The organism is Microbacterium horticulturae, from assembly GCF_029094505.1.
In the GTDB taxonomy this organism is placed as follows: domain Bacteria; phylum Actinomycetota; class Actinomycetes; order Actinomycetales; family Microbacteriaceae; genus Microbacterium; species Microbacterium horticulturae.
In genome coordinates, this window is the sequence record NZ_CP119108.1 from 1736522 (window position 1) to 1755881 (window position 19360).

A 19360-nucleotide genomic window follows, 5' to 3' on the forward strand; every position below is an offset into this window, starting at 1 on the left:
GGAGCACAATGACGCAGCTGCGCTTGTTCACGTCCGAGTCCGTCACCGAGGGGCACCCCGACAAGATCTGTGACCAGATCTCCGACAGCATCCTCGATCAGCTCCTTGCGAAAGACCCGGGCAGCAGGGTCGCCGTGGAGACGATGGTCACGACGGGGCTCGTGCATGTCGCGGGCGAGGTGCGCACCGAGGCGTGGGCGGACGTCCCCGGCACCGTCCGTGATGTCGTCAATCGCATCGGCTACACCTCCAGCGAGACCGGATTCGACGGCGACTCGTGCGGCGTGAGTGTGTCGATCGGCGAGCAGTCCAGTGACATCGCGCATGGCGTTGATCACGCCCTCGAGCACCGCGACAACGGCTCGACCGATCCGATCGACGAGCTCGGCGCCGGCGACCAGGGCATCATGTTCGGCTACGCGACCACCGAGACCCCCCAGCTCATGCCGATCACGGCATGGACGGCTCACCGCCTGGCCGAGCGTCTCAGCCAGGCGCGCCGTTCGGGCGCCCTGCCGTTCTTGCGTCCCGACGGCAAGACCCAGGTCACGGTCGGATTCGAGGGCGACGTCCCCCGGACGATCGAGACCGTGGTGCTGTCCACGCAGCATCACCCCGACATCTCCATGCCGGCTCTGCGCGCGGCCGTGCGCGCCGAGGTGATCGACCCGATCCTCGAGACGACGGGATTGGATGCCTCGCACGCCGACTTCTTCATCAACCCGGCGGGCCCGTTCGTCATCGGCGGCCCGAAGGGCGACGCAGGCCTGACGGGTCGCAAGATCATCATCGACACCTACGGCGGCGCAGCACGCCACGGCGGGGGCGCGTTCAGCGGCAAGGACCCCTCGAAGGTCGACCGCTCCGGCGCGTATGCGATGCGCTGGGTCGCCAAGAACGCGGTGGCGGCCGGTTTCGCCGAACGTCTCGAGCTGCAGGTGGCGTACGCCATCGGCAAGGCGAGCCCGGTCGGGCTGTACGTCGAGACCTTCGGCACCGGCACACTTCCCGACGAACGGATCACGGCGGCGATCCGCGAGGTGTTCGATCTGCGTCCGCGGGCAATCATCGAGCAACTCGACCTGCTGCGCCCGATCTACGCACGCACTGCGGCCTACGGCCACTTCGGACGCGAGCTGCCCGAGTTCACTTGGGAGCAGACCTCCCGCGTCGACGAACTGCGCCGCGCCGCCGGAGTCTGACGTGCCGGCGCGCCGCGTGGCCCGCATCCTCGTGGACTCGCCGCTGCCTCAGCTGGATCGCCTGTTCGACTATGCGATCCCCGACCAGCTCGCAGCCGAAGCGGTGCCCGGCGTGCGCGTGAAGGTGCCGCTGCGCAGCGCCGGACGGGTCGTCGAGGGATACCTCGTCGAAATGGGCGTCGACGACCCCGCAGACCGCCCGCTGTCCGATGTCGAGGTCGTCGTCTCACCGGTGTGCGTGCTCCCGGAACGGCTCTACCGGCTGGCGCGCGCGGTCGCCGACCGTGCCGCCGGCGGGGCCGGCGACATCCTGCGCCTCGCCGTGCCCAAGCGCATGGTGCGCGCCGAGAAGGCATGGCTCGCCGCGGATCCGCCGCTCGCACCCGTGGTGTCCGACGCGGCGCGCGCCCGGGCGCAGGCCGTCCTGGCCGCGTATCCCGGTCTGGAGGAGGGCATCACGACCGATGCGCGGCTGGCGCTGGACGCGCCGCCGCGCACGGCGCACCTGGCGGACGGCCCCGTCGTGGGCGAGTGGGCGATCGTGCTGGCTGCGGGTGCCGTGGCGTCACTGACCGAGGGGCGAAGCGCCGTGATCGTGGTGCCCGACTATCGAGACCAGGAGCAGGTGCTCGCAGCGCTCGCATCGTTCGACATCGGCGATGCCGTGGTGCGGGTGGACGCGCGGCAATCCGGCCCCGAACGCTATGGCGGGTACCTGCGCATCCTCGCGAAGGCCCCGTGCGTCGTCGTCGGCAGCCGCTCGGCGGTCTACGCGCCGGCGCACCGGGTCGGCCTGGTGGCACTCTGGGACGACGGCGACACGCTCCTGTCCGAGCCGCTGAGCCCGGGTGTGCACGCCCGTGATGCCGCTCTCGTCCGCCAAGAGCTGGAAGGGACCGCGCTCCTGTTCGCCGGCCACACGCGCACCACCGACGTGCAACGGCTGGTCGAGGCGGGCTGGGTGCGCGATCTGGCCGCGGCACGGCGCGTCTCGCCACGGGTGATCCTCTCCGCGACGCGCGAGGGGGAGTCGCGAGGCTCCCGCGTCCCGTCGGCCGCGTTCGCCGCCGCGCGCGAAGCCCTGCAGACCGGGCCGGTGCTCGTCCAGGTCGCACGCCCGGGCTTCGCCCCCACGCTGGTGTGTGCCGAATGCCGCTCGCCGGCCCGGTGCCGGCACTGCGGCGGCCCTCTGCGCGCTCATCGCCGGGGCGCGGTGCCGGAGTGCGCGTGGTGCGGACGCGCCGCCCATGGATGGACCTGCGCCTCATGCGGCTCCGACCGCGTGCGGATGGCATCCTCGGGCAGCGAGCGCACCGCGGACGAGCTCGGTCGTGCGTTCCCCGGAACCCGGATCATCATCTCAGACGGCGCGCACCCGCTGACCCGGGTCGAAGCCCGCCCCGCCCTCGTGGTCGCCACGCGCGGCGCCGAGCCGATCGCCGACGACGGGTACCGCGCGGTGCTGCTGCTGGACGGCGACCGGATGCTGCAGTCCGACGATCTGCGGATCGGGGAATCGTGTCTGCGCTGGTGGTCGAACGCCGCGGCGCTGGCAGCGCCGGGCGCTCCCGTGCATCTGGTGGGCGTCACCGGGCCGGTCGCACGAGCCCTGGCCACCTGGTCGCAGCCGGCCTATGCGCGCAGCGAGCTGGCCGAGCGTGCGCCGTTGAAGATGCCGCCGACGGTGCGGATCGCGGCGCTGGAGGGCACCGCGGCGGAGGTGGATGCCGCGCTGACGGCCGTGCGCTCGGCGGTGACCGATCTGGCGGTGGATGATGTGCTCGGCCCGGTTCCGGTCGAAGAGACGCACACCGTCCGTGCCCTCGTGCGCTTCGCGTATGCGCAGGGCCGGGTGGTGACCGCGGCGCTGCGCGGTGCGGTCGTCACCGCGGCGCTGCGCACCAGACGCCCGGCGAAGGGGCGTCCGCCCGGCCCGCGCAATACACTCAAGGTGCGCGTCGATGTGCTCGATCCCGAGCTGTGACAGGAAGCGAGGAGAGAATGCGCGTCGTGTTCGCCGGCACCCCTGAGGCCGCCGTCCCCACTCTGCGACGGCTCGTCGACGGACCCCACGAGGTCGTCGCGGTCGTGACCCGCACCGATGCTCCGCAAGGGCGCAAACGGGTGCTGACGCCGTCTCCGGTCGCTGCCGCAGCGAGCGAGCTCGGGCTCACGGTCATCAAAGCCGCGCGGCTCGACGACGAGGCCACCGCCGCGGTGACCGCGCAGCATCCCGATCTCGGCGTCGTCGTCGCATACGGCGGGCTCGTCCGCGAGCCTCTTCTTTCGGCCCCTGAGCACGGGTGGATCAACCTGCACTTCTCCGACCTGCCGCGCTGGCGCGGAGCGGCACCGGTGCAGCGCGCGCTGATCGCCGGCGACGAGACGCTCGGCGCCTGCGTGTTCTCCCTCGTGCCGGCCCTGGACGCCGGCGACGTGTATGCGCGGCTCGACTATGAACCGCCTGCCATGGCCACGGCCGGTGACGTCCTCGATGCACTCGCACATCGCGGCGCGTATCTTGTCGCCGACGTCGTCGATGCGCTGGCGGCAGGCACCGCACACGCGACACCGCAGGAGGGCGGGCCCACGCACGCACCGAAGCTCACGATCGATGACGGGCGCCTCGACTTCGACGAGCCGGCCGAGCGCGTCCTGGCGCGCTTCCGCGGGGTCACCCCCGAACCGGGCGCACACACCACTGTCGGCGGCTCTCGGCTGAAGATCCTCAGCGCGCGCCCCGCCGATCGGGCCGATGGCCTGGCTCCGGGCCGCATCGCACAGGGCGACGACGGGGTGCTGTTCGGCACCGCCACCGCGCCCATCGCCGTCGAGCGGGTGCAGCCGGCCGGAAAGGGAGCGATGGATGCCGCGGCCTGGTGGCGCGGCCTGCGGATCGACGACCCGGTGGCCGGCGCGTGAGCGGCGGCGCACGCGGCGTCGCCTACGAGACGCTCCGCGCCGTCGACGCCGACGATGCCTACGCGAACCTCCTGCTGCCCCGCCTGATCGAACGCGCCGGTCTCTCCGAGGCGGATGCGCGCCTGACGACCGAGCTGACCTATGGCACGCTGCGCCGACGCGGCACGTATGACGCCGTCATCGCCTCGGCCGCCGACCGCGCCGTCGACAGGATCGATCCCGCGGTGCTCGATGCGCTCCGACTCGGCGTGCATCAGATCATGTCGACGCGTATCGCCTCCCACGCGGCGGTGTATGAGACGGTACAGCTCGTGCGGCGCGCGGCCGGCGCCCCCGCCTCGGGCTTCGCCAACGCGGTGCTGCGACGTATCTCGCGCGACACGCCGGGGGAGTGGATGGCACGCATCGAGCAGTCCGCCCGTTCCGACGATGAGCGGCTCGCGCTGCGTACCGCGCACCCGGTCTGGGTCATCCGCGCGCTGCGGCGTGCTCTCGCAGCCGAAGGGCGCGCCGCCGAGCTGGAGGAGCTGCTGGGAGCCGACAACCAGGCACCCCAGGTGACCATGGCGGCACTCCCGGGGCTCGCCGACATTCCGGAGGGCCATCCGCGCACCCCGTACTCGCCGCTGGGCTTCCGGCTCGGAGGGGGCGACCCCGAGCCGGTCGTGCGCCGGTCACGCGGGCGCCTGCGCGTGCAAGACGAGGGTTCGCAGCTCGCCGCCCTCGCCCTGACCCGCGCTGCTCCCGTCCGCGAGGGCGAGCGCTGGCTCGATCTGTGCGCGGGGCCCGGCGGAAAGACCGCGATCCTGGCGGCGGAGGCGATCGCGCACGATGCGCGACTGGAGGCGAACGAACTCGTTCCCGCGCGCGCCGGCCTCGTGCGACAGGCGCTCGCGGCGATCCCCAGACGCTTCTCCGTCACAGAGGAGGACGGCCGTACGCGGGCCGCCGACGGCGCCGACGCCTATGACCGCATCCTCGTCGACGCGCCGTGCACGGGCCTGGGCGCGCTCCGCCGCCGGCCCGAGGCGCGCTGGCGCAAGAGCCCCGCCGACGTCCCCGAGCTGACCGGCCTGCAGGCCGAGCTGCTCGATGCCGCGATCGGCGCGCTGCGGCCGGGCGGGATCGTCGCGTATGTGACCTGCTCGCCACACCTGGCCGAGACCTCGGGCGTGCTCGCCGAGATTCGACGCAGCCGCTCCGATGTCGAGCAGCTCGACGCCCGTGCCGTGCTGCAGTCGGTCAGCCGGGCGCCGATGGATCTGGCGGCACCGGAGGACGGCTCCGGGCGCGCCCAGCTGTGGCCGCATCGCCACGGGACGGACGCGATGTTCATCGCTCTGCTGCGCCGCGGCTGACCCCTGCACGAGCCGCAGCGGCCCGCCATAATGGGGACGTGGCCTCCGACGTGCGCATCAACCCCAGCATCCTCGCCGCCGACTTCGTGAATATGCAGGCAGAGCTCTCCCGCATCGCGACCGCCGACTTCGTGCACGTCGACGTCATGGACAACCACTTCGTGCCGAATCTGACCTTCGGTCCGCAGATGGTCGAGCGGATCCAGGCAACGAGCCCGGTGCCCCTCGATGTGCACCTGATGATCGACGATCCCGACCGCTGGGCGCCGGGCTACGCCGAGATCGGCGCCGCGTCGGTGACGTTCCACCTCGAGGCGGCGAATGAGCCGGTGGCACTCGCCCGGCGGCTGCGGGCTATCGGTGCGCGTGCCGGCGTGGCCGTGAAGCCGATGACGCCTGTCGAGCAGCTGTTCGACATCCTCGATGACTTCGATCAGATCCTCGTGATGACCGTCGAGCCCGGCTTCGGCGGACAGTCGTTCATGCCCGAGACCATGCCCAAACTGCGTCGGCTGCGCGACGAGGCGCGTCGGCGCGGGTCGCAAGTGTGGCTGCAGGTGGACGGCGGGATCGCGGCATCCACCATCGTCCAGGCGGCGGAATCGGGCGCCGACACCTTCGTCGCGGGCTCGGCGGTGTTCGGTGCCGACGACCCCGAGCAGGCGATCGCCGCGCTGCGCTCGGACGCTGCGGCGCACACGCACTGAACGTCATGCGGTCCGAGACCCGTCTTCGGTTCGATACCCTGGACAGGTGAAGACGTTCGACTCCCTGTTCGCGGAACTGACCGCGAAGGCGACCGACCGACCCGCGGGCTCCGGCACCGTCGCTGAGCTGGACGCGGGAGTGCACGCCATCGGCAAGAAGGTCGTCGAAGAGGCCGCCGAAGTCTGGATGGCCGCCGAGTACGAGACGACGGATGCCGCGGCTGAAGAGATCTCGCAGCTGCTCTACCACGTGCAGGTCATGATGATCGCGAAGGGGCTCACGCTCGAGGACGTGTACCGACATCTGTGATGTCGCCACCCTTCCCGTACGCCTCCGACGAAAGACATACATGCTGCGAATCGCCGTTCCCAACAAGGGTTCGCTCGCCGAAACCGCTGCCGAGATGCTCGCCGAGGCCGGATACGCCGGCCGTCGCGACAGCAAAGAACTGCACCTGATCGACCCCGAGAACGAGGTCGAGTTCTTCTACCTGCGCCCGAAGGACATCGCCACCTACGTCGGCTCCGGTGCCCTGCATGTCGGCATCACCGGGCGAGACCTGCTGTGTGACGCACGGATGCCGGGTGCGCGCGAGATCGAAGCTCTGGGCTTCGCGAACTCGACGTTCCGGTTCGCCGCCCCTCCGGGGCGCTTCGCCGATGTCGCCGCCCTCGACGGTGCGCGCGTTGCGACGTCGTACCCGGGGCTGGTGGACGCGTTCCTCGACGAACGCGGCATCGCCGTCGACCTGGTCCCGCTGGACGGCGCCGTCGAGTCCGCCGTCGAGCTGGGCGTCGCCGACGCCATCGCCGACGTCGTCGAGACCGGTACGACGCTGCGTCAGGCGGGGCTCGAGGTCTTCGGCCCGGAGATCCTCCGTTCGGAGGCCGTGCTCGTCGCCGGTCCGGAGGACGCCGACGGCACCGAGACCCTGGTGCGCCGTCTGCACGGCGTGATGGTCGCCCGCCGATACGTGCTCATCGACTACGACCTGCCGGCGAAGCTCGTGGAGCAGGCGGTCGCGGCCGTGCCCGGGATGGAGTCGCCGACCATCTCGCCCCTGCGCGATCCCGAGTGGGTCGCGGTTCGCGTCATGAGCCCGCGCAAGACCGTCAACCAGGTCATGGACACCCTGTACGGACTGGGCGCGCGCGCGATCCTCGTGACCGCCATCCACGCCGCGAGGCTCTGATGACCCTTGCCACGCGTGTGATCCCGTGCCTGGATGTGGCCGCGGGCCGCGTCGTGAAGGGCGTCAACTTCCAGAACCTGCGCGACATGGGCGACCCCGTCGAGCTCGCTCGGCTGTACTTCGACCAGGGCGCCGACGAGCTGACGTTCCTCGACGTCACCGCCACCGTCGACGAACGCGCGACGACCTATGACGTCGTGCGGCGCACCGCCGAGCAGGTCTTCATTCCGCTGACGGTCGGGGGCGGCGTGCGCTCCGTGGATGACGTGGCGCGCCTGCTGGGCGTCGGCGCCGACAAGATCGGCGTCAATTCGGCGGCCATCGCGCGCCCCGACCTGCTCGATGAGATCGCGGACCGCTTCGGTGCGCAGGTGCTGGTCCTCTCACTTGATGTGAAGCGGTCGGATGCCGCGACCTCGGGCTTCGTCGTGACCACCCACGGCGGCCGCGTCAAGACGGCGCTCGACGCCCTGGAGTGGGCGCGCGAAGCGATCGAGCGCGGTGCCGGTGAATTGCTGGTCAACTCCATCGACGCCGACGGCACGAAGGAGGGCTTCGACCTGGAGCTGATCGCGCTGATGCGGGAGGTGTCGTCCGTCCCCGTCATCGCCTCCGGCGGCGCAGGCGCTGCGGCGGACTTCCCGCCCGCGGTGCACGCCGGCGCTGATGCGCTCCTGGCAGCATCCGTCTTCCACTCCCGCCAGCTGTCCATCGCCGATGTGAAGACGGCGCTGGCCGACGCCGGCATCCCGACTCGAAGAACGGGGGACAGCGCATGACCGAGGCGTTCGACGAACGCGTGGCCCGGGTGAGCTTCAACGAGCAGGGACTCGTGCCCGCGATCATCCAGGAATGGGACACCCGCGAGGTGCTCATGCTGGGCTGGATGGACGCTGAGGCGCTGCGTCGCACGCTGACCGAAGGGCGTGTGACGTTCTGGTCGCGCTCACGGCAGGAGTATTGGCGAAAGGGCGACACGTCGGGGCACATCCAGCTGGTGCGCGGTGCGCGCCTGGACTGCGACGGCGACACGGTGCTGATCTCCGTGCAACAGGTCGGGGCGGCGTGCCACACGGGCGATCGCACGTGCTTCGACGCCGACGACCTCGAGCCGGTCGTGGGCGGCCGGCCATGACACGTCGCGCCCGCACACTGGCCGTCGTCCTCACGGTGCTCTGCGGCGCCGTGGGAGTGCTGTCGGCGACGCAGACGTGGCTGCACGTCTCGCTGGCCGGGGCCGCCTCCGACGATCTGGCTGTCAGCGGCACCGCCGCACTGGCCGTGGCCACGCCGCTGTGCCTGGCCGTGCTGGCCCTCGGCGTCGCGCTGTCGATCGTCGGCCGAGTGCTGCGCTACGTGTTCGGGGGCATCGCGGTCGTCATCGCCGCCGTGCTCGGATACCTGACCGCGGTGGTCGTGGCGACGCGACCCGTCTCGGCGGTCGCCCGCACGGTCACGGACGCGACCGGGATCACCGGCGACGACCCGGTCGCACATCTGATCGCGTCGATGTCGGTCACCGCGTGGCCCTTCGTCATGCTCGCGGGCATGATCGTGCTGCTCGTGACGGGCGTGTTCATTCTGCTCACCGCGCACACCTGGACCACGAGCGGGCGCAGATACCGGACCGACGTCGTCGGCGCGGCACCGACGACGGGGACGCTCGACGCCGTCGATTCGTGGGACGACCTGTCCCGTGGTGACGATCCCACTGCCGGCGACGACCGCCGCTAGACTGAAATCGCGCGGATATCCGCGCCCGTTCGACGAAGGAGCCCCATGAGCAATCCCATTGCCGACCCCGGCCACGGACACTCCCCGGCCGCTTGGACCGCCGTCATCATCATGCTGGTGGGCATCGCGATCGGCACCGGTGCATTCTTCCTGAATGTGCCCTGGCTCGTGTGGTCGTGTGTGGTCCTGATCGCCATCGGGCTGATCGTCGGCTTCATCCTGTCCAAGGTGGGTTACGGCGTCAACGGTCCGAAGTACACCCCCAAAGAGCATTGAGCATGCTCGCCGACCTCACGGCCGGCGCCGTCGAGGACGCGCGTTCGCGCGAAGAGACGCTCCCGCTGCACGTCGTCGAGCAGCACGCCGCAGCCCAGTCGCCCGCGCGTGACGCCCGCGCGGCGCTCGCACCCGCCGGGCGGATCAAGGTCATCGCGGAGGTGAAGAGAGCCAGCCCGTCGCGCGGCGATCTTGCGGCCATCCCCGATCCCGCGCACCAGGCGGGGCTGTACGAGCAGGGGGGCGCCAGCGCGATATCGGTGCTCACCGAGCAACGCCGGTTCAAGGGCAGCCTCGCCGACCTCAGCGCGGTGAAGGCCGCCGTGTCGCTTCCGGTGCTGCGCAAGGACTTCATCGCAACCCGCTACCAGGTGTTCGAGGCGCGCGCCGCCGGGGCCGATCTCGTGCTCCTCATCGTCGCGGCCCTCGACCAGCCGACGCTTCGTGAGCTCTACCGGCTCGTCACCGAGCTCGGCATGACCGCGCTCGTCGAGGCGCACTCCGCCGACGAGGTGGCACGTGCGGTCGACATCGGAGCACAGGTGATCGGTGTGAACGCCCGTGACCTGACCACCTTCGAGCTTGACCGTGATCTGTTCGGCCGGCTCGCAGCATCCATTCCCGACGACGTCGTGAAGGTCGCCGAATCGGCAGTGAAGGCACCCGACGACGTCGCCCACTATCGGACGGCGGGTGCAGACGTCGTGCTCATCGGCGAAGCGCTCGTGACCGGTGACCCGGTGGCCACGCTGCACGACTTTCTGAACCACACCGAGGAGACGGCATGAGCCTGCGCGACGCCAACGGTCCGTTCTACGGCGACTTCGGCGGTCGGTTCATGCCGGAGTCGCTCATCGCCGCGATCGACGAGCTCACCGAGGTCTACGAGCAGGCGATCGTCGATCCGGCCTTTCAGGCGGAGTTCACCCGGCTGCTCACCAGCTACGCCGGGCGGCCATCGCCGATCACCGAGGTGCCGCGCTTCGCCGAGCACGCCGGCGGCGCACGGGTCTTCCTCAAGCGCGAGGATCTCAACCACACCGGCTCGCACAAGATCAACAACGTCATCGGCCAGGCGCTGCTGACCCGGCGCCTGGGCAAGACACGGGTGATCGCCGAGACCGGGGCGGGTCAGCACGGTGTGGCCACGGCGACCGCCGCCGCCCTGTTCGGCTTCGACTGCACGATCTACATGGGCGAGGTCGACACCGAGCGCCAGGCGCTCAACGTCGCCCGCATGCGTCTGCTGGGCGCCGAGGTCGTGTCGGTCAAGACCGGTTCACGCACGCTCAAAGACGCCATCAACGAGGCCTACCGCGACTGGGTGGCAACCGCCGAGACGACCAACTACATCTTCGGCACGGCAGCGGGTCCACATCCGTTCCCCGCAATGGTCCGCGACTTCCAGAAGATCATCGGCGACGAGGCGCGTGCGCAGCTGCTCGACGAGATCGGGCGACTGCCCGACGCGGTCCTCGCGTGCGTGGGCGGCGGCTCCAACGCCATCGGCATGTTCGATGCCTTCCTCGACGACGCCGACGTGAAGCTCTATGGCGTCGAGGCGGCCGGCGCGGGCGTCGACACGCAGGAGCACGCCGCCTCGATCGAGCGCGGCCGGCCCGGCATCCTGCACGGCGCGCGCACGTACGTGCTGCAGGACGAAGACGGGCAGACCGTCGAGTCGCACTCGATCTCGGCGGGCTTGGACTACCCGGGCGTCGGCCCGGAGCACTCGTGGCTGGCCTCGATCGGTCGCGCGCAGTACATCCCCGCGACCGACGACGAGGCCATGCAGGCGCTGCGGCTGCTCAGCGAGACCGAGGGGATCATCCCCGCTATCGAGTCCGCGCATGCACTGGCCGGCGCACTGCGGATCGGGCGCGAGCTGGGCCCCGACGCCGTCCTCGCCGTGAGCCTCTCCGGCCGCGGCGACAAAGACATGGACACCGCCGCCCGCTACTTCGGGTTGTACGACCGAGAGGACTCCCGATGACCTCGCGACTCGAGGAGGCCCTCGACGCCGCCCACGCCGACGGACGGGGCGCGTTCATCGGCTACCTGCCGCTCGGGTATCCCGATCTGCGCACGAGCATCGATGCGGCCGTCGCTCTCGCACAGGCGGGCGCCGACGTCATCGAGCTGGGACCGCCGTACTCCGACCCCGTGATGGATGGGCCGATCATCCAGGAGGCCGCCAACGCGGCCCTGGAGGTGGGATTCAAGATCCGCGACCTGTTCCCGGCCGTGCGCGAGATCACCGAACGGACCGGGGTGCCGGTGGTCATCATGACCTATTGGAACCTCGTCGTGCAGTACGGCGTGGCCCGGTTCGCCGACGATCTCGCCGCAGCCGGGGGAGCGGGGCTCATCACGCCCGACATCGCCCCCGACGCCGCCGCGGAGTGGATCGCCGAGAGCACCCGGACCGGCCTGGACCGCGTGTTCCTGGCCGCGCCCACGTCGACCGACGAGCGGCTTGAGCTGATCGTGCGCAACACGACCGGCTTCGTCTACACGGTCTCGACGATGGGCATCACCGGGGAACGTGCGGAAGTGGATGCCGCGGCCCGTACCCTTGTCGGCCGGCTGCGCGCCCACGGCGCGCAGCGCTGCTGCGTGGGCATCGGCATATCGACGCCCGAGCAGGTGGCCGAGACACTGACCTACGCGGACGGCGCGATCGCCGGCACCGCACTCGTGCGGGCGCTGCGCGACGGCGGTGTGGAGGGCCTTGCCGAGACCGCCCGCGCCCTCGTCGCCGGCACCGCGCACGGGGCACGTTCCGCGAACGTTTAGACTCGTACCCATGACGTTCGCCCCCGCCAACGCGCTGAACGGCGTGCTTGCCAGCATCCCGAGCCCTTCGATCAGTTACTTCGACATCGGGCCGCTGCGGATTCACTTCTACGCGCTGTGCATCATCGCGGGCATCATCGTGGCGACGCTGCTGACGAATCACCGGCTCACGAAGCGGGGCGGCGAGCCGTGGGTCGTCATCGACATCGCGCTGATCGCGGTGCCGCTGGCGATCATCTGCGCGCGCATCTATCACGTGCTCACGCACTTCTCGTTCTACTTCGGCCCGGGCAAGAACCCGTGGTCGGCGCTGTTCATCTGGGAAGGCGGCATCGCCATCTACGGCGCGCTGATCGGCGGCGCGGTCGGCGCCTGGCTGGGCTGCAAGTGGACGGGCGTCCGCTTCTGGTCGTTCGCCGACGCCCTGGCGCCGGGCCTGATCATCGCGCAGGCCATGGGGCGTCTGGGCAACTACTTCAATCACGAGCTCTTCGGTCTGCCCACCGGCCTCCCCTGGGGTCTGGAGATCGAGTCGAGCAACCCGGCGTTCCCTGCGGGGCTGGCCGCCGGCACGCTGTTCCACCCGACGTTCCTCTACGAGATGATCTGGAACCTGCTGGGGGCTGCCGTGATGCTCTGGGCGGGGCACCGGCTCCGTCTGCAGTGGGGCCGCCTGTTCGGCCTGTACCTGATCTGGTACAGCGCCGGTCGCATCGTCTGGGAGTCCATCCGCATCGACCCCAGTGACGTCTTCCTCGGCCTGCGAACGAACGTGTGGGCGGCGATCGTCGGCGTCATCCTGGGTCTGGTCATCATGATCGTCCAGAAGCGGCGCCACACGGGGCTCGAGCCGTCGGTGTACCGACCTGGTCGCGAATGGCACCCCGCGGGGGCTGTACAATCGGGAACCACCCCCGAATACGTCGATGTCAGCGACCCGGTCACGGACGTCGATCCCGCGGCCGCCGTCACGAGCGCAACCGTCGCGGACAACGCCCGAGCCTGACAGCGCGCACACGGGCGGCCTTACCGCTTCCAGTCCCTGGGCCGACGTCGTCCCATCCCGAGTTCAGTGAGGACGGCAGCTCATGTCAGCGACCTCTCGTGTGTCCCCGCCCGGTGGCACGTTCCCACCCCGCCAAGGCCTGTACAACCCGGCCTTCGAAAAGGACGCCTGCGGTCTTGCCATGGTCGCCACGCTGCGTGGCGAGCCGGGGCACGACATCATCGAGCTGGCACTGACCGCCCTGCGCAACCTCGAGCACCGTGGTGCCATCGGCTCTGACGCGGGTACCGGCGACGGGGCGGGCATCCTCACGCAGATGCCCGACGCGTTCCTGCGCGCCGTGGTCGATTTTGCGCTGCCGTCGGTGGGCGAATACGCCGCCGGCATGGTGTTCCTGCCGCAGGACGCCGCAGCACGCGCCGCGCAGAAGACCGGGATCGAGCAGCTCGCCGCCAGCGAGGATCTCGTCGTGCTCGGGTGGCGTTCGGTGCCCACCGACGACGCTCAGCTCGGCAAGCTCGCGTACGACGCGCGCCCGGTGTTCGAGCAGCTCTTCCTCTCCCGCCCCGCCATCGGCGGTGCGCCGGCGATGTCCGGGCTCGAACTCGACCGGCAGGTCTATCGTCTGCGCAAGCGCGCCCAGCATGAACTGGGCGCGTATTTTGTTTCCCTGTCGTCGCGCACGCTCGGCTACAAGGGCATGGTCACCACCCTGCAGCTCGAGCCGTTCTACCCTGACCTGCACGATGAGCGGTTCGCCTCCGAACTGGCCGTCGTCCACTCGCGGTATTCGACCAACACCTTCCCGTCGTGGCCGCTGGCGCAGCCGTTGCGGATGCTCGCCCACAACGGCGAGATCAACACCGTCGGCGGCAACCGCAACTGGATGCGCGCCCGGCAGTCGCAGCTGGCCTCTGAGCTGGTCGGCGACATCGAGCCGCTGCTGCCGATCTGTACCGAGGGCGCGAGCGATTCCGCGTCGTTCGACGAGGTCCTCGAGCTGCTCACGCTCACCGGCCGCAGCCTGCCGCACGCGATGCTCATGATGGTCCCCGAGGCGTACGAGAACCGCACCGATCTCGCGCCCGACCTGCGCGCGTTCTACGAATACCACGCCCTGCAGATGGAGCCGTGGGACGGGCCCGCCGCGATGATCTTCACCGACGGCACGCTCGTCGGTGCGACGCTGGACCGCAACGGCCTGCGCCCCGGGCGGTGGACGCAGACGACCGACGGGCTTGTGGTCATCGGCAGTGAGACGGGCGTGCTCGAGTTCGAGCCCGAGCGCATCCAGCGCCGCGGGCGCCTGCAGCCCGGCCGCATGTTCCTCGTCGACACGGCCCAGCGCCGCATCGTCGAAGACGAGGAGATCAAGACCGAGCTCGCCCAGCTGCACCCGTGGGAGCTCTGGCTGCGCCAGAAGCTGGCTCTGGGCGAGCTGCCTGAGCGCGAGCACGTGGTCCATCCGATCGCCTCGATCACCCGTCGTCAGCGCACGTTCGGCTACACCGAAGAAGAGGTGCGGATCCTGCTGACCCCGATGGGGCAGAACGCCGCAGAGCCGATCGGCGCGATGGGCACCGACACACCCGTGGCCGTGCTGAGTGAGCGGCCCCGGTTGCTCTTCGACTACTTCACCCAGCAGTTCGCGCAGGTGACCAACCCCCCGCTGGACTCGATCCGCGAGGCCGTCGTCACGAGCCTGCGCACCGGCATCGGTCCCGAGCGGAACCTCCTGGCATGGGGCCCCGACCACGCGCGTCAGATCACGATCGACTTCCCGGTGCTCGACAACGACGAGCTCGCGAAGATCCAGAACATCGAACGGACGATGCCCGGCCGGCGCGCGGTCACGATCCGCGGTCTGTACCACTTCGACGCCGGCCCCGGCACGATGCGCAAACGCCTCGCCGAGATCTGCTCCGAGGTGGATGCCGCTATCGCCGACGGCGTGGAGTTCCTCATCCTCTCCGACCGCGACTCCGACAAGGACCTCGTTCCGATCCCGTCGCTCCTGCTGGTCTCGACGGTGCACCACCACCTCATCCGTCAGCAGGACCGCATGAAGGTCGCGCTCGTCGTGGAGGCCGGCGACGTGCGCGAGGTGCACCACGTCGCAACGCTCCTCGGGTACGGCGCCTCGGCCGTCAACCCGTATCTGGCGATGGAGACCGTCGAATACCTCGTCCGGTCGGGAGCCATCACTGGTCTGGCCCCCGAGAAGGCTGTCGCGAACATCATCTATGCGCTCGGTAAGGGCGTGCTGAAGATCATGTCGAAGATGGGCATCTCGACCGTCTCGTCGTACACGGGCGCCCAGGTGTTCGAGGCGATCGGTCTGGGCCGCGAGCTCATCGAGGACTTCTTCACCGGCACCGAGTCGAAAGTCGGCGGCATCACCCTCGAAGACATCGAGGCCGAGAACCAGGTGCGCCACGACTTCGCCTACCCGAAAGACGACGCCGCGCGGGCCCACGAGCGGCTGTGGACCGGCGGCGAGTACGAGTGGCGTCGCGAGGGCCCGCCGCACCTCTTCAATCCCGAGACGGTGTTCCGGCTGCAGCACTCCACCCGCACCCGGCGCTACGACATCTTCCGCGAATACACATCGCTGGTCGACGACCAGGCAGCCGAGCTGAAGACGCTGCGCGGGCTGTTCCGGCTGCGTACGGATGAGCGTCCCGCCGTTCCGCTCGACGAGGTCGAGCCGGTCTCCGAGATCGTCAAACGCTTCTCGACCGGCGCCATGAGCTACGGATCGATCTCGCAAGAGGCCCACGAGACGCTGGCGATCGCCATGAACTCGATCGGCGGCAAGTCGAACACCGGTGAGGGCGGTGAAGACGTCGAGCGGCTGCTCGACCCGCGTCGTCGCAGCGCCATCAAGCAGGTAGCGTCGGGACGCTTCGGCGTGACGAGCTTGTATCTCACCAAAGCCGACGACATCCAGATCAAGCTCGCGCAGGGTGCGAAGCCGGGGGAGGGCGGGCAGCTGCCGCCCGCCAAGGTGTACCCGTGGATCGCCCGCACGCGGCACGCGACCGCCGGCGTGGGACTCATCTCGCCGCCGCCGCATCACGACATCTACTCGATCGAAGACCTCAAGCAGCTGATCTTCGATCTGAAGCGTGCCAACCCCGAGGCCCGTGTACACGTCAAGCTGGTGAGCCAATCGGGCATCGGAGCAGTCGCCGCCGGCACTGCGAAGGCCCTGGCCGACGTCATCCTCGTCTCCGGTCACGACGGCGGAACGGGCGCGAGCCCGCTCAATTCGCTCAAGCACGCGGGCACGCCGTGGGAGCTCGGCCTCGCCGAGACGCAGCAGACGCTCATGCTCAACGGCATGCGCGACCGCGTCGTCGTGCAGGCCGACGGACAGCTCAAGACCGGGCGTGACGTGGTCATCGCGGCACTCCTGGGTGCGGAAGAGTTCGGCTTCGCCACGACCGCGCTGGTGGTGGAGGGCTGCATCATGATGCGCAAGTGCCACCTCGACACCTGCCCTGTCGGCGTCGCCACGCAGAACCCGCTTCTGCGCGACCGTTTCACGGGCAAGGCAGAGCACGTCGTCAACTTCATGCAGTTCATCGCCGAAGAGGTGCGCGAGCACCTCGCCTCTCTCGGGTTCCGCTCGATCGACGAGGCGGTGGGCCACACCGAGGTGCTCGACGTCGACGACGCCGTGCGGCACTTCAAGACGGAGGGGCTCGACCTGAGCCCGATCCTCAACGGGCCGGCCTTCGGGCCGGGCGAGCCGCGCCGCCACATGCGCAGGCAGGAGCACCACATCGAAGAGCACTTCGACGTGCCGGTCATCGAGCGTGCCCGCGACGTGATCGAGCACGGCGGGCACATCAGCCTGGACCTGCCGGTGCACAACACCGACCGTGCGATCGGCACGATGCTCGGCCACCACGTCACCAAGGCGCATGGCGAGCACGGTCTGCAGACCGACTCGATCGAACTGAACCTGCACGGCTCGGCAGGTCAGTCGTTCGGCGCCTTCCTCCCCGCCGGCATCAGCCTGCGACTGGAGGGCGACTCCAACGACTATGTCGGCAAGGGGCTCTCCGGCGGGCAGGTCGTGATCCGCCCGCCGCGCGGTGCCGTCTTCGACGCGACGCAGAACGTGATCGCCGGCAACGTGATCGGCTACGGTGCCACCAGCGGCAGCCTGTTCCTGCGCGGCGTCGTCGGTGAGCGCTTCTTCGTGCGTAACTCCGGTGCGACCGCCGTGGTCGAAGGCGTCGGCGACCATGCCCTTGAGTACATGACGGGCGGATTGGCTGTCATCCTCGGCGACACCGGACGCAACCTCGGCGCAGGCATGTCGGGCGGCACCGCCTACGTGTACGACCTGGACGAGACGAAGGTCAACGCCGAGGCGCTCGCCTCGGGCGAGATCGAGCTGACGCCGTTGGGCAGCGCGGATGCCGCGATCCTGCGCGATCTGCTCGAGCGACACCGTGCAGAGACGGGGTCGACGCGCGCGGACGAGATCCTCGACGACTTCGACGCCGAGCTCGCGCACTTCGTGCGTGTGCTGCCGCGCGACTACGCTGCTGTGCTGCGCACGCGCCAGAGCGCGCTGGACGAGGGGCTGGACCCCGACGGCGATGTCGTTTGGAACCGGATTCTGGAGGTGACCCATGGCTGACCCGAAGGGCTTTCTCAAGGTGACCGAGCGGGAGCTGCCGCCGCGTCGCCCCGTGCCGATTCGGCTCATGGACTGGAAAGAGGTCTATGAGCCCACCGACCTGACCATGGTCCAGCGGCAGGCCAGCCGTTGCATGGACTGCGGTGTGCCGTTCTGCCACCGTGGGTGCCCCTTGGGCAACCTGATCCCGGAGTGGAACGACCTCACCCGTCGCGACGAGATGCACGCGGCCAGCGAGCGCCTGCACGCGACGAACAACTTCCCTGAACTCACCGGGCGGCTGTGCCCGGCACCGTGCGAGAGCGCGTGCGTGCTGGGCATCAACCAGCCGCCGGTCACCATCAAGCGCATCGAGCAGACGATCGCCGACGAGGCCTTCGCACACGGGTGGATCACTCCGCAGCCACCCGGGCGCCTGACCGGCAAGACCGTGGCCGTCGTCGGCTCCGGCCCCGCGGGGCTTGCGGCTGCGCAACAGCTCACTCGTGCCGGCCACACCGTCGCGGTGTTCGAGCGGGACGACCGCATCGGCGGGCTGCTGCGGTACGGCATCCCCGATTTCAAGCTCGAGAAGGCCGTCGTGGATGCACGGCTGAGGCAGCTCGAAGCGGAGGGCACCAAGTTCCGCCCCGGTGTGGAGATCGGACGCGACATCTCGTGGAGCGATCTGCGTGCCCGGTACGACGCGGTGGTCATCGCCACCGGCTCGACCGTACCGCGCGACCTGCCGATCCCGGGTCGCGATGCCCGCGGCATCCACTACGCCATGGACTATCTGGTGCAGGCCAACCATGTCGCCGCGGGCGACCCGGTGCCCGACCAGATCACCGCCGAAGGCAAGCACGTGATCGTCGTCGGCGGCGGCGACACCGGTTCGGACTGCATCGGCACCGCGCACCGACAGGGCGCGCGCAGCGTGACGAACCTCGCCATCGGACGGCGACCGACGATCGATCGGCCCGAGCACCAGCCGTGGCCGATGTATCCGACCGTGTTCGAGGTGCAGTCCTCCCATGAAGAGGGCGGTGAGCGTGCGTATCTGGCCTCGACCGTGGGGTTCGTGACCAGCGACGACGGCGCCGTGCGTGCGCTGCGCGTCGCCGAGACCGAATACGTCGACGGCGGACGCGTGCCCAAGGCCGGCACCGAGCGAGAGATCCCCGCCGATCTCGTCCTGATCGCCATGGGGTTCCGTGGCGCGGAGCGTGAGGCGTTGGACGCGCAGCTGGCGCTGCCGTTCAGCCGACTGGGCAACGTCGATCGCACCCCGCGCTTCGAGACGAGCCTGCCGGGCATCTTCGTGGCCGGGGATGCCGGGCGCGGGCAGTCGCTCATCGTGTGGGCGATCGCCGAAGGACGTGCGGCGGCCGCGGCGGCGGACCGCTATCTTGTCGGTGAGACCGCCCTGCCCGCCGTCGTCCTCGCAACCGATGTCGCGATCGGCGTACAGCCCGCGTAGGCTGGGCGCAACCCCTTGTTCCGCGAAACATTCGCGGAAAATGACAGAAA

The 19360-nt window shown here is 69.9% G+C and carries 17 protein-coding genes; all 17 read left to right on the forward strand.

Features of this window, described 5'->3' with window-relative positions; genetic code table 11:
* Positions 1-8: 8 nt before the first annotated feature.
* The 17 genes from metK (at position 9) to PU630_RS08370 (ending at position 19310) form a co-directional block, all read left to right on the forward strand.
* Positions 9-1202, forward strand: coding sequence for a methionine adenosyltransferase (gene metK / locus PU630_RS08290; protein ID WP_275279895.1), 1194 nt, complete (start codon positions 9-11; stop codon positions 1200-1202).
* A gap of 1 nt (position 1203) precedes the next feature.
* Positions 1204-3186 (forward strand): primosomal protein N' family DNA-binding protein, encoded by a 1983-nt coding sequence (locus PU630_RS08295; RefSeq protein WP_275279896.1) that lies wholly within the window; start codon positions 1204-1206, stop codon positions 3184-3186.
* Between the two features lie 17 nt (positions 3187-3203).
* On the forward strand, positions 3204-4124 hold the full coding sequence (fmt, locus tag PU630_RS08300) for a methionyl-tRNA formyltransferase (RefSeq protein ID WP_275279897.1): 921 nt from the start codon (positions 3204-3206) through the stop codon (positions 4122-4124).
* On the forward strand, positions 4121-5482 hold the full coding sequence (locus PU630_RS08305; protein ID WP_275279898.1) for an RsmB/NOP family class I SAM-dependent RNA methyltransferase: 1362 nt from the start codon (positions 4121-4123) through the stop codon (positions 5480-5482). Before fmt ends, PU630_RS08305 begins: the two co-directional genes overlap by 4 nt.
* A 92-nt stretch (positions 5483-5574) precedes the next feature.
* Entirely contained in the window at positions 5575-6189 is a 615-nt protein-coding gene (rpe, locus tag PU630_RS08310; RefSeq protein ID WP_275280057.1) for a ribulose-phosphate 3-epimerase, read from the forward strand.
* Between the two features lie 46 nt (positions 6190-6235).
* A complete protein-coding gene (locus PU630_RS08315) occupies positions 6236-6499 on the forward strand; it encodes a phosphoribosyl-ATP diphosphatase (protein ID WP_275279900.1) in 264 nt (87 codons plus the stop codon).
* A gap of 40 nt (positions 6500-6539) precedes the next feature.
* Positions 6540-7382, forward strand: coding sequence for an ATP phosphoribosyltransferase (gene hisG / locus PU630_RS08320; protein WP_275279901.1), 843 nt, complete (start codon positions 6540-6542; stop codon positions 7380-7382).
* A complete protein-coding gene (gene hisF, locus PU630_RS08325; protein WP_275279902.1) occupies positions 7382-8161 on the forward strand; it encodes an imidazole glycerol phosphate synthase subunit HisF in 780 nt (259 codons plus the stop codon). The genes hisG and hisF overlap by 1 nt, the downstream gene beginning before the upstream one ends.
* Positions 8158-8517, forward strand: a complete 360-nt coding sequence (gene hisI, locus PU630_RS08330) for a phosphoribosyl-AMP cyclohydrolase (RefSeq protein WP_275279904.1) — start codon at positions 8158-8160, stop codon at positions 8515-8517. Before hisF ends, hisI begins: the two co-directional genes overlap by 4 nt.
* Positions 8514-9116, forward strand: coding sequence for a Trp biosynthesis-associated membrane protein (locus PU630_RS08335; RefSeq protein WP_275279905.1), 603 nt, complete (start codon positions 8514-8516; stop codon positions 9114-9116). Before hisI ends, PU630_RS08335 begins: the two co-directional genes overlap by 4 nt.
* Before the next feature lie 45 nt (positions 9117-9161).
* A complete protein-coding gene (locus PU630_RS08340; protein WP_275279906.1) occupies positions 9162-9392 on the forward strand; it encodes a DUF6704 family protein in 231 nt (76 codons plus the stop codon).
* A gap of 2 nt (positions 9393-9394) precedes the next feature.
* Positions 9395-10180 carry an indole-3-glycerol phosphate synthase TrpC gene (trpC, locus tag PU630_RS08345; protein WP_275279907.1) on the forward strand — a complete coding sequence of 262 codons (786 nt, stop codon included), beginning with the start codon at positions 9395-9397 and terminating at the stop codon, positions 10178-10180.
* On the forward strand, positions 10177-11385 hold the full coding sequence (gene trpB, locus PU630_RS08350) for a tryptophan synthase subunit beta (RefSeq protein WP_275279908.1): 1209 nt from the start codon (positions 10177-10179) through the stop codon (positions 11383-11385). The genes trpC and trpB overlap by 4 nt, the downstream gene beginning before the upstream one ends.
* A complete protein-coding gene (gene trpA, locus PU630_RS08355) occupies positions 11382-12188 on the forward strand; it encodes a tryptophan synthase subunit alpha (RefSeq protein WP_275279909.1) in 807 nt (268 codons plus the stop codon). The genes trpB and trpA overlap by 4 nt, the downstream gene beginning before the upstream one ends.
* A gap of 10 nt (positions 12189-12198) precedes the next feature.
* Entirely contained in the window at positions 12199-13194 is a 996-nt protein-coding gene (gene lgt / locus PU630_RS08360) for a prolipoprotein diacylglyceryl transferase (RefSeq protein WP_275279910.1), read from the forward strand.
* Positions 13195-13276: 82 nt separating this feature from the next.
* Positions 13277-17851, forward strand: coding sequence for a glutamate synthase large subunit (gene gltB, locus PU630_RS08365; protein ID WP_275279911.1), 4575 nt, complete (start codon positions 13277-13279; stop codon positions 17849-17851).
* Positions 17844-19310: a glutamate synthase subunit beta gene (locus PU630_RS08370; RefSeq protein ID WP_275279912.1), complete on the forward strand. Its 1467-nt coding sequence runs from the start codon at positions 17844-17846 to the stop codon at positions 19308-19310. Before gltB ends, PU630_RS08370 begins: the two co-directional genes overlap by 8 nt.
* The last annotated feature ends 50 nt before the right edge of the window (positions 19311-19360 follow it).